This window comes from Nocardia aobensis NBRC 100429, assembly GCF_000308375.1.
GTDB classification, from domain to species: Bacteria; Actinomycetota; Actinomycetes; order Mycobacteriales; family Mycobacteriaceae; genus Nocardia; species Nocardia aobensis.
Window position 1 is genome coordinate 93614 of record NZ_BAFQ01000206.1, and the last position, 10422, is coordinate 104035.

Consider the following 10422-nt stretch of genomic DNA (forward strand, 5'->3'; position numbering starts at 1 on the left):
CAGCCGGTGAGCCCGAAACCGAAGAGCGACAGTAACTCCCGGGGCTTACGGCTACCGCGGGGGTCGGGCCGCGCGTGGTTGTTCGTCGCACCGGTGCTGGTGGCGCTCGCGGTCGTCATCGGCTATCCGGTGGTGCGCGCGGTGTGGATGTCGTTCCAGAAGGACGCCGGACTCGACCCCGCCACCGGCATGTTCGTCGAGGGCGGCAGCGCCGGGTTCAGCAACTACACGCACTGGCTGCTGCAGCAGTGCACCCTGCCCGGCGGCGGAACCGAGCCCTGCCCCACCGGCAACCTGGGTTCCCAGTTCTGGGCGGCCATCGGCATCACGCTGCTGTTCACGCTGATCACGGTGACGCTGGAGGCGACCATCGGCCTCGGCATGGCGACCGTGATGGGCAAGACCTTCCGCGGGCGGGCGCTGCTGCGTGCCGCGGTGCTGATCCCGTGGGCGATCCCGACCGCGGTGACGGCCCGGTTGTGGGAGTTCATGTTCCAGTACAACGGCGTGGTCAACCGAGTCCTGCACACGCACATCCTGTGGCAGACCGATCCGTGGTGGTCGCGATTCGCAGTGATCATCGCCGACGTCTGGAAGACCACCCCGTTCATGGCCCTGCTGATCCTCGCCGGACTGCAGGTGATTCCGAACGACGTGTACGAGGCGGCCAAGGTCGACGGGGCCTCGGCCTGGCAGCGCTTCACCCACATCACGCTGCCGCTGCTGAAGCCGGCGCTGCTGGTCGCGGTGCTGTTCCGGACCATGGACGCGCTGCGCCTCTACGACCTGCCGGCCATCATGATGCAGGGCAACCCGGCGACCCGGACCATCTCGATCCTCGTGGTCGATCAGGTGCGGCAGGGCTCCAACAGTGCGGCCGCGCTGTCGGTGCTCACCTTCCTGATGATCTTCGCGGTGGCGTTCGTGCTGGTGAAGATACTGGGCGCCAATGCGGTGGCGACGCAGGAAGAACAGCGGAAGGCACACTGATGACCACTGCTACCTCCGGCCGCAAACCGTGGCGGTCCGCACGGGTGTACGTCGGTGCGCTGATCGTGCTGATCTGGGGTCTGGCCCCGTTCTACTGGATGGCGGTGACCGCCTTCCGCGATCCGGACTACACCTTCGACAACACCCCGTGGCCGACCCACGTGACCTTCGAGAACTTCCGCAACGCGTTCGACACCAGCCGCGGCAACGACTTCGGGCGGGCACTGACCAACAGCGTCGTCATCGGCGCGGCCACCACCGTGATCGCACTGCTGATCGGCATGATGGCCGCCTATGCGCTGGCGCGCATGGCTTTTCGCGGTAAGACGCTGGTCGCCGGATTGATCCTGAGCGCCTCGATGTTCCCGGTGGTCGTCCTGGTGACGCCGCTGTTCCAGCTGTTCACCAACATCGGCTGGATCGGGCACTACCAGGCGATGATCATCCCGAACATCTCCTTCGTGCTGCCGATGACGGTCTACGTCCTCGCCTCGTTCTTCGCCGAACTGCCGTGGGAGCTCGAGGAGGCGGCCCGCATCGACGGCGCCAGCCGGTTCCAGGCCTTCCGGCTGGTGATGCTGCCGCTGGCCGCGCCCGCGGTGTTCACCACGGCGATCCTGGCGTTCATCGCCGCGGTGAACGAGTACCTGCTGGCCAGTCTGCTTTCGGTCGACCGGACCGAGCCGGTGACCGTCGCGATCGCGCGGTTCTCCGGTAACGATCCGCTGGTGCAGCCCTATGCGGCGATCATGGCGGCGGGCATCATCGTCACCGTGCCGCTGGTGATCATGGTGCTGCTGTTCCAGCGCCGCATCATCTCCGGCCTCACCGCGGGCGGCGTCAAGAGCTAGCTCCCGAAATCAGGCGTCCGGCGGGGAAGTCGAGGTGTTTTTCCAACTCGGCGGGCGAGCCCGTGTAGTGGAGGGTTCGCAGGCCGAGTTGTGCCGCCGCTTCGCAGTTGTCGGGGCGGTCGTCGATGAACATCACCCGGCTCGGATCGTGAATACCGGTGGCCGCCAGAGCGTTTCGATAGGTGTCGGGATGCGGTTTGTTCATGCCGAGACGGGCCGAGTAGAGGGCATCGGTCATCAGCCCGCGCCACTCGGAGGCGTCGAGTGCGTCGCCGACCGGGTGGGGCGCGTTGGACAGCAGCACCATCGGCAGACCCGCCCGGCGCGCCTGCTGCAGGAGGGTGACGACGCGGTGGTCGGTCCGCGTCCACAGGGCGGTGTCGACCTCGCGCAACCGGGTGAGCAATACCGGTTCCGGCCGGCGGCCGAGTACCGCGGCCCAGAAGTCCGTGTCGTCGAACTCGCCGGAATCGTAGGGTTCGCGGGCGCTCCAGAAGGTGGTCTGGAAGTGGGTGAGGTCGTCGGTGCGCCATCCGGCGAGCTCGGCGAGGTCGCTCCACATAGGTGTCGTCGGCTGCAGACCGATGACCCCGTTGTAGTCGAAGATGACCGCGTCGATGTCGGCTGGCGAATGGGATAGTGGACTTACCACTGGTTCTCCAATGCTCGATGAGACAGCGCGGCCACGCCCGCGGCGAGCAGGGCGGGCAGCACGAGGGCGACGGGCAGGGTCGTGACGGTGGCCACGGCACCGATGAGGGCCGGTCCCGCGAGGAGTCCGAGATATCCGGCGACGGCCACGGCGGCGACGGCGCGCGGACCTCCCGTCCCGGCCGTGCTGAACAGGGAAGGAATCGTGACGGCCAGGCCGAGACCGAAGACGGCCCAGCCGGCCAGCGCGAACGGCACATCGTTCACCGCCACGCCGGTGAGAAGTCCGGCCGAGGCCGCAATCGCGCCCGCCCGAACGACTTTCGGCGCCCCGAAGCGAGTGGTGAGCCGATCGCCGACGAGGCGTCCGCCCGCCATCGCGGCGCTGTAGGCGGCGTAGGCGGCGGCGCCGATCGCGGCCGAGGCGTGCAGGCCGGTCAGGTGCACCGCCGACCAATCGGCCGCCGCGCCCTCGCCGAGCAGACATGCGGCGGCCAATGCCCCCAGCAACCAGATTCGCGACCGGGACAGTCCGGGCGCACGCTCCCGCGCCACCACCCCCGCGTCCGCGACCGGCGATCCGACACAGCCGGTAGCGGGCGCCGCCGCGATCGTCGCGACGACGACCGCCGCCGCGGTGACACCGAAGACGTAGGTGTGCGAAACGTCCGCGGCCACAACGGCGATCACCGCCCCACCCAGCGCGCCGAGGCTGTAGGCCGCGTGCAGGCCCGACATGATCGGCCGGCCGTAGGCGTTCTGGCAGCGCACCGCGGCGGCGTTCGCCGCGACGTCCAGCACACCGTGCGCGGCGCCGAAGCACAGCGCCGCGGCGGCGAGCGCGAGCGGCATTCGGCAGCTGCCGACCAACGCGAGGCCGAGGGCCAGACCGAGTCCGCCGGTGGTCAGCAACCGGGGCAATCGCGCGGGACGGGCGAGGCGACCACCCACCTGGAGGCCGGCGACCATTCCGATCGCCGCGGCGAGCAGGACCCCGGCCAGCCCGGCCGTGCCGAGTCCGGCGGATTCCTGGACGGCGGGGATGCGAGTTCCCCAGACGGCCATCACCACGCCGAGGCCGGCGAAGTAGCCCGTCAGCAGGCCGCGACTCCGTACGACGTCGTGGGGTATTTCGAGTGCGCGATTCGCGGGCATCGCGAGGGTGCGTGTCATGACGGCTCCATCAGCGTCACCACCGATTTCGGGGTCGACGACGACCCGCGCGATCGGCGGTGGACGGATATGACGATTCCGCCTCGTACCGGACGGCCGAGGCACACGGACGACAGGAAGAAGACGTTCGGTGAGTGAGAGATCGAATGCGATGCGCGACGTTGCACGTAAGCAAAACGGAAGCTACCAGGCAGTTCGACGCGCTACCATCCGGAACGACCGCTGGTGCCCCACTTCACAAAATGCGGGCCGGACGTCTAATTCATCCGTTTCTGTACCGGCAACCGGGCCGTCGACGCGGCGTCGAGTACCTGTTGCGTCGCGCTCTTGCCGCGCGATGGCCGGACCGCCGCGAGTCGGGTTGCCGTAGCGGTTGTTCAATTCACGCCGAGGTGCCGTCGGCCGGTCGTGCCCGGTTTCCGAGTGAGACTGCGATTTACTGGGTATTAGCTGTTCTGGTCGACCATCGACCGGCCCCGTAGGCTGGTCGGGATCGTTGTTTCTCGCTGGTTCGCCGACGCTCCGGGAGGAGATGATCGTGAGCTCGACCCGCAAACCGCGGCGCGGCCGCCCGGAAACGGCGCCTTATGCCTCGATTGCCGGGTGGAAGCAGCTCGACGGTGCGTCCCGGCCGAACAGCGGCCGTCCCCGCCGTCGCGAGAGACCGGCCGGCGCCGGCGAACGCCCGCCGCGCACTCGCGGGCAGCGAATTCGGCGCCTGCTGCTGGCGCTGTTCCTGATCTTCGTCGCGATTCCGTCGTTACTGCTGGTACTGGCGTACTGGAGTGCCGAGATACCCGATCCGAGTGCGGTGCAGACCAATCAGATCGCCACCGTCACCGCCAGCGACGGAACGACGGTCCTCGCGAAAATCGTTCCCCCCGAAGGGAACCGCACGCCGGTGCCGCTGTCGGAGGTGCCGCAGACCATGCGCGACGCCATACTCTCGGCCGAGGATCGCGACTTCTACCGCAATCCCGGATTCTCGGCGCCCGCCTTCCTGCGGGCCGCGCGCGACAATCTGCTCGGCCGCGACGACGCGGGCGGTGGGTCCACCATCACCCAGCAGTACGTCAAGAACGCCTTCCTCAGCTCGGAGCGCACCCTGTCGCGCAAGATGCGGGAGCTGGTGATCTCGGCGAAGATGGCGCGGCAGTGGAGCAAGGACGACATCCTCGCCGCGTACCTCAACACCATCTACTACGGCCGAGACGCCTACGGGATCGCCGCGGCCGCGCGCGCCTACTTCGACAAACCGGTCTCGCAGCTGACCCTCGCGGAGGGCGCGGTGCTGGCGGCGCTGGTGCGCACGCCGTCGATCCTGGACCCCGAGACGCACCTCGACCAACTGAAGGCTCGCTGGAACTATGTGCTCGACGGCATGGTCGGGATGGGCGTGCTGCCGCTCGGCGAACGCGACAAGGTGCAATTCCCGACGATCGCGCCGCCGCCCAAACCCGACGACGATGCCGCCCGCGGCCCGGCCGGCCTGATCCGCACCCAGGTGCTGAAGGAGTTGCGCGCCGCGGGAATCGGCGATCAGGAGATCAATACCGGCGCGCTGCAGATCACCACGACCATCGACGCCAAGGCGCAGCAGGCCGCGCTGGACGCGGTGCACCGCACTCTCGACGGCCAGCCGCCGCAGCTGCGCAGTGCGGTCGTGTCGATCGATCCGCGGTCGGGCGCGATCCGGGCCTACTACGGCGGTGAGGACGGTGTCGGCTACGACTTCGCGCAGGCCCCCTTGCAGACCGGGTCCTCCTTCAAGACCTTCGCCGTGCTGGCGGCGCTGCAGCAGGGCTTCACGCTGACGTCCCAGCTGGACAGTTCGCCGGTCGTGGTGAACGGGGTGCGGGTGACCAACGTGGAGGGCGAATCCTGCGGGACCTGCAGTCTCGCCGAGGCCTACAAGCGTTCCCTGAACACCAGTTTCATCCGGCTCACCCAGGCCATCGGGCCGCGGTCGGTGGCCGATGCCGCCCATCAGGCCGGTATTCCGCTGCAGATCCCGGGCGTGCCGGGCACCTCGCTGTCGGAACCGGACGGGCAGCCGGCGCCCACGGTCGTCCTCGGCGTGTATTCGGTGCGGCCCGTCGACATGGCATCGGCCTATGCCACCATCGCGGCGTCGGGCAGCTATCACCAGCCGTATTTCGTGCAGCGGGTGGTGGCCGGGGACGGCCGGGTACTACTGGATCGCGGGGCGCCCGGGGCGGGGCAGCTGCCGCCGCCGCAGCAACGCTTCCCGCGCGGGATCACCGATACGACCACCAAGGCGATGCAGCCCATCCCCGGATATTCGAACGGCCACAATCTGGCCGGGCGGCCGTCGGCGGCGAAGACCGGAACCACGCAGCTCGGTGACTCCGGCGAGAACAAGGACGCCTGGATGATCGGGTTCACCCCCTCGCTGTCCACCGCGGTGTGGGTGGGCACCGATCAACCCCAGCCGATCCGGACGGCGGGCGGCGGCCTGATCTACGGTTCCGGGCTGCCGTCCGACATCTGGAAGCGCACCATGGACGGCGCGCTCGCCGGAACTCCGGTCGAGCAGTTCGCGAATCCCGATCCGAGCGCTGCGGCCGGGCCGTTCGCGGCGCCCCCGCCGCCGAATTCGGCCGGGCCGTTCGCGGAGCCGGAGCCGCAGGCCGCGCCGCCGCAGCCGACCGGGAACGCACCGTTCGACATCCTGCAACCGCCGTCGCAGCCGGAGCCGCAGCAGCCGCCGGTGATCGTCATTCCGCCCGCGCCGCCACCACCGCCACCACCCCCGCCGCCGCGGCAGGTGGAGATCTTTCCGGGGTTGACCGTCCCGGTTCCCGGATGACCGTCCGATCCGGCACGCTGTGATGAAACGAATTGGAGTAATCCGGCCATCACCCAGCACACGCCGATAGGGTGGAACGGGGTTGAACACGAGACATTAGGGGCGACACGGGTGGATTTCGAAGTGGTTGAGCGCCACGAAACACTGGTGGCGGGCACGGTGCTACGCAGCCCGGCGCTGGCGGTCGAGGGACCGCGCCGGCAGAAGGTGGAAGAGGCGTGGAAGCGAACTCTGGCGCGCCGGTTACCCGGTCCGCCGGCGACCGCCTATGTCGACCACGCGCCCGAGATCGGTTCCTATCTCACCCATATCGTCGGCTACCAGTGCGAAAGCCTCGACGATCTGCAGCCCGGCGATGTACTGGCCCGCATCCCCGCGGCGAAGTTCGCGCGCTTCCTGCGCACCGGTGACAATCTGGGCGACACCATCGTCTCGATCTGGCGCGCGGTCTGGGATCTGGAAGCGGCCGGCGCGCTGGTGCGGGCCTACACCGGCGACTTCGAGCACTATCCGGAGGCTCGCACGGTCGAGGTGTTCGTCGCCCTGCAGAGCGATCCGCTCACCGATGCGCTGAACAACGGTGTGGCACAGGCAGATTCCGCCGAGAACAGGTAGGGACTCGTGGACTTCGAAATCGTCACCCTGGAACCGAGCCTCGTCGGCGGGCTCACCGTTCCGCTGGCCGGGCGCGAGGTGACCGCCCGGGATCTGGATCTGGTGAACTTCACCTGGGACCGCTACCTGTCGCGGGAGAGGAACGTCCCGCGCGTGGCGGCCTACATCGGCCAGGACGACCACGCGGTCGCGGTCCTCGGCTACGAACTCGGCGGACTCGACGACCTGGAGACCGGCGACGTGATCACCCGCATCCCCGCGGGCCGCTACGCCAAGTTCGTCGTCTCCGACAAACCGTACGACCTGCTGCGCACCGCCTGGGCCAAGGTCGCCAAGGCCGAAAACGCCGGCACCATAACCCGCTCTCACGCCGCGGAAATCGAACGCTACACCGGCCCCACCTCGGTAGAGGTATACGTGTCCCTCGACTGAGCCGCGTGTACACGAAAGCGCGTACACTTGCTGCGTGTCCGAGATCAGCATCCGTGAACTCCGCGCCAACCTCGCCACCCACATCCGTGAAGCCGAGCAGGGCGAGCGGGTGATCATCCTGCGTGACGGCACCCCGGCCGCCGCGCTGGTCCCGCTGTCGATGGTGGAAAAGTTCGATGCCGCCGAGGACGAGTTGCTCGCACGCGAAGCGGCGGCCCGGCTCACTTCCGATGAACGGACCTACAGCATGAGCGAGGTTCTCGCCGACCTCTTCGAGGATGAGGAGTGAAGTACCGCTTCCGCTTCCTGGAATCGGCCCGGCACGAACTGCGCGCGCTCGATCGGCAGGACGCGATGCGCATCCTGACCGCCCTGACCGCGCTCGGCGACGACCCGTATGCCCCGGGCCTGGACGTGAAGAAGCTGGTCGGACACGAGGGCTTGTATCGGCTGCGTGTCGGAAGATTCCGGGTCGCCTACCGAATCGACAACGGCGTCCTCGTGATCCTCGTGGTCAAAGTCGGATGGAGACGAGACGTCTATCGAGACCTGTAACCCGCCCCCGGAAACGCGATAAGGCTGGGCTACATGGAAAACCATGTAGCCCAGCCTTTTTCGAAGGCCGACGTTCCAGGCGACATAGCGCCTACCCCAACCCCGCACGAGGCCGACCTCGAGGAGGCCCCGTTCGCGGCCGGGGCCGCGAACCCGCCGAGCGGAGCGAGGCCAGACTATTCAGCGCCGATGATGAAGGCTTCCAGCTGGGTGCGGGCGACGTCGTCGGCGAGCTGCTTCGGCGGGGACTTCATCAGGTAGGCCGAGGCCGGGATGACGGGTCCGCCGATGCCGCGGTCCTTGGCGATCTTGGCGGCGCGCACGGCGTCGATGATGATGCCGGCCGAGTTCGGCGAGTCCCACACCTCGAGCTTGTACTCCAGGTTCAGCGGCACGTCACCGAAGGCGCGGCCCTCGAGGCGCACGTAGGCCCACTTGCGGTCATCGAGCCAGCCGACGTGGTCGGACGGGCCGATGTGCACGTCGTTGGCGCCCAGTTCCTTCTTCAGGTTGCTGGTGACGGCCTGGGTCTTGGAGATCTTCTTCGACTCCAGGCGCTCGCGCTCGAGCATGTTCTTGAAGTCCATGTTGCCGCCGACGTTGAGCTGCATGGTGCGGTCCAGCTGCACGCCGCGGTCCTCGAACAGCTTGGCCATCACGCGGTGGGTGATGGTCGCGCCGACCTGGGACTTGATGTCGTCACCGACGATCGGCACGCCGGCGTCGACGAACTTCTGCGCCCAGGCCGGGTCGGAGGCGATGAAGACGGGCAGCGCGTTCACGAATGCGACGTTGGCGTCGATGGCACACTGCGCGTAGAACTTGTCGGCATCTTCCGAACCGACGGGCAGGTACGAAACCAGCACGTCGACCTCGGCATCCTTCAGCGCCTGCACGACGTCGACCGGCTCGGCCTCGGAGAGCTCGATGGTCTGCGCGTAGTACTTGCCGATGCCGTCGAGGGTCGGGCCCCGCTGGACGGTGACGCCGGTCGGCGGCACGTCGGAGATCTTGATGGTGTTGTTCTCGCTGGCGAAGATCGCATCGGACAGGTCGAATCCGACCTTCTTCGCGTCGACGTCGAATGCGGCGACGAACTTCACATCGCGCACGTGGTACTGGCCGAACTTGACGTGCATGAGGCCGGGCACAGTCAAGTTCTCGTCTGCGTCCTTGTAGTACTGCACGCCCTGGACCAGCGAGGAGGCGCAGTTGCCCACGCCGACGATGGCCACGCGAATCTCATTGGCAGCCGGGTTGACATCACTCATGGCCGACATTTCCCTCTTTCTGTGGTGCCGCCTTCATTGATTGCTCCGCTGCAATCAACTCGTTGAGCCAGCGCACTTCGCGCTCGCTTGATTCGAGACCGAGTTGATGGAGCTGGCGGGTGTAGCGATCCAGTGTTCCGCTGGCGCGTTTGATCGCCTCCCGCAGTCCTTCTCGGCGCTCCTCGACCTGCCGTCGTCTGCCCTCGAGGATCCGCATCCGCGCCTCGGCGGGGGTGCGGCTGAAGAAGGCGAGATGAACGCCGAAGCCGTCATCGGTGTAGTTCTGCGGACCGGTGTCGGCGAGCAGTTCACCGAACCGCTCCCGACCCGATTCGGTCAGTTGGTAGACCCGGCGGGCCCGGCGGGTGACCGCGCCGGCCGGACTCTCCTCGGCGATGAGACCGTCGGTCTGCATGCGCCGCAGCGTCGGGTACAGCGACCCGTAGGAGAAGGCCCGGAACGGTCCCAACAGGCCCGTCAACCGTTTGCGCAGCTCGTAGCCGTGCATGGGTGACTCCAGGAGCAGCCCGAGAATCGCGAGTTCGAGCACGGGCTTCACCTCCTGACTGTATTGAACAGACCTAACCGATGGATGCGATTACAAACTATATCGGACCGATATAGTGAGCGGAAAGGAACGTGTGGCTTCTCTCGGTGGCATGCCGTGCCCCCGCCGACGCAAGTACTCTGGGACCCGTGCGAATTCAGCGGCAGGTGGTCGACTACGCGCTCCGGCGCCGGTCGCTGCTGGCCGATGTCTATGCGGGCCGTGTGGACGTCGCCGAGGTATGTGATGCGAATCCGTACCTGCTGCGTGCGGCGAAATTCCACGGGCGGGGGAGCGATGTCACATGTCCGATCTGCCGGAAAGAGCAGCTCACGCTCGTATCGTGGGTCTACGGCGACGGACTGGGACCGATCGCGGGTTCGGCCCGAACCCCCGAGGAACTGGTGCGGCTGGCCGAAACTCGGGAAGAGTTCTCGGTGCACGTGGTCGAGGTGTGCCGGACCTGTAGTTGGAATCATCTGGTGCAGTCGTATGTGCTGGGACACA

General features: G+C 67.5%; 12 protein-coding genes. 8 read left to right on the top strand and 4 right to left on the bottom strand.

What is annotated here, in order from left to right:
• Nucleotides 1-6: 6 nt before the first annotated feature.
• Entirely contained in the window at nucleotides 7-990 is a 984-nt protein-coding gene (locus RJ03_RS26600; RefSeq protein WP_036507125.1) for a carbohydrate ABC transporter permease, read from the top strand.
• Complete coding sequence (locus RJ03_RS26605) at nucleotides 990-1841, top strand: carbohydrate ABC transporter permease (RefSeq protein WP_036507022.1); 852 nt, start codon at nucleotides 990-992, stop codon at nucleotides 1839-1841. The genes RJ03_RS26600 and RJ03_RS26605 overlap by 1 nt, the downstream gene beginning before the upstream one ends.
• On the opposite strand, the gene RJ03_RS26610 is transcribed toward RJ03_RS26605, so the two are convergent.
• Together RJ03_RS26610 and RJ03_RS26615 are read right to left on the bottom strand one after the other, a co-directional pair.
• Nucleotides 1831-2493: an HAD family hydrolase gene (locus RJ03_RS26610; RefSeq protein WP_036507024.1), complete on the bottom strand. Its 663-nt coding sequence runs from the start codon at nucleotides 2491-2493 to the stop codon at nucleotides 1831-1833. The two genes, RJ03_RS26605 and RJ03_RS26610, sit on opposite strands and share 11 nt — an antisense overlap.
• Entirely contained in the window at nucleotides 2487-3665 is a 1179-nt protein-coding gene (locus RJ03_RS26615) for an MFS transporter (RefSeq protein ID WP_218001006.1), read from the bottom strand. The genes RJ03_RS26610 and RJ03_RS26615 overlap by 7 nt, the downstream gene beginning before the upstream one ends.
• 532 nt (nucleotides 3666-4197) lie before the next feature.
• Here RJ03_RS26615 and RJ03_RS26620 point away from each other — a divergent pair.
• From RJ03_RS26620 to RJ03_RS26640, 5 genes are all read left to right on the top strand, one after another.
• On the top strand, nucleotides 4198-6495 hold the full coding sequence (locus RJ03_RS26620; protein WP_036507026.1) for a transglycosylase domain-containing protein: 2298 nt from the start codon (nucleotides 4198-4200) through the stop codon (nucleotides 6493-6495).
• A gap of 111 nt (nucleotides 6496-6606) precedes the next feature.
• Nucleotides 6607-7110: a GyrI-like domain-containing protein gene (locus RJ03_RS26625; RefSeq protein WP_051025284.1), complete on the top strand. Its 504-nt coding sequence runs from the start codon at nucleotides 6607-6609 to the stop codon at nucleotides 7108-7110.
• A 6-nt stretch (nucleotides 7111-7116) separates the two neighbouring features.
• A complete protein-coding gene (locus RJ03_RS26630) occupies nucleotides 7117-7542 on the top strand; it encodes a GyrI-like domain-containing protein (protein ID WP_036507029.1) in 426 nt (141 codons plus the stop codon).
• A 34-nt stretch (nucleotides 7543-7576) separates the two neighbouring features.
• Nucleotides 7577-7831: a type II toxin-antitoxin system Phd/YefM family antitoxin gene (locus RJ03_RS26635; RefSeq protein WP_036507034.1), complete on the top strand. Its 255-nt coding sequence runs from the start codon at nucleotides 7577-7579 to the stop codon at nucleotides 7829-7831.
• Nucleotides 7828-8097: a type II toxin-antitoxin system RelE family toxin gene (locus RJ03_RS26640; protein ID WP_036507037.1), complete on the top strand. Its 270-nt coding sequence runs from the start codon at nucleotides 7828-7830 to the stop codon at nucleotides 8095-8097. The genes RJ03_RS26635 and RJ03_RS26640 overlap by 4 nt, the downstream gene beginning before the upstream one ends.
• 176 nt (nucleotides 8098-8273) lie before the next feature.
• Here the strand turns inward: RJ03_RS26640 and RJ03_RS26645 are convergent, their stop codons facing one another.
• Both RJ03_RS26645 and RJ03_RS26650 read right to left on the bottom strand, forming a co-directional pair.
• Nucleotides 8274-9368 (bottom strand): inositol-3-phosphate synthase, encoded by a 1095-nt coding sequence (locus tag RJ03_RS26645; RefSeq protein ID WP_036507040.1) that lies wholly within the window; start codon nucleotides 9366-9368, stop codon nucleotides 8274-8276.
• Nucleotides 9361-9918: a PadR family transcriptional regulator gene (locus RJ03_RS26650; RefSeq protein WP_036507131.1), complete on the bottom strand. Its 558-nt coding sequence runs from the start codon at nucleotides 9916-9918 to the stop codon at nucleotides 9361-9363. Before RJ03_RS26650 ends, RJ03_RS26645 begins: the two co-directional genes overlap by 8 nt.
• A gap of 164 nt (nucleotides 9919-10082) precedes the next feature.
• Between RJ03_RS26650 and RJ03_RS26655 the strand changes: the two genes are divergently transcribed.
• Nucleotides 10083-10422 (top strand): DUF5318 family protein (locus tag RJ03_RS26655; RefSeq protein ID WP_036507133.1); only part of this gene is annotated, 340 nt, incomplete at its 3' end.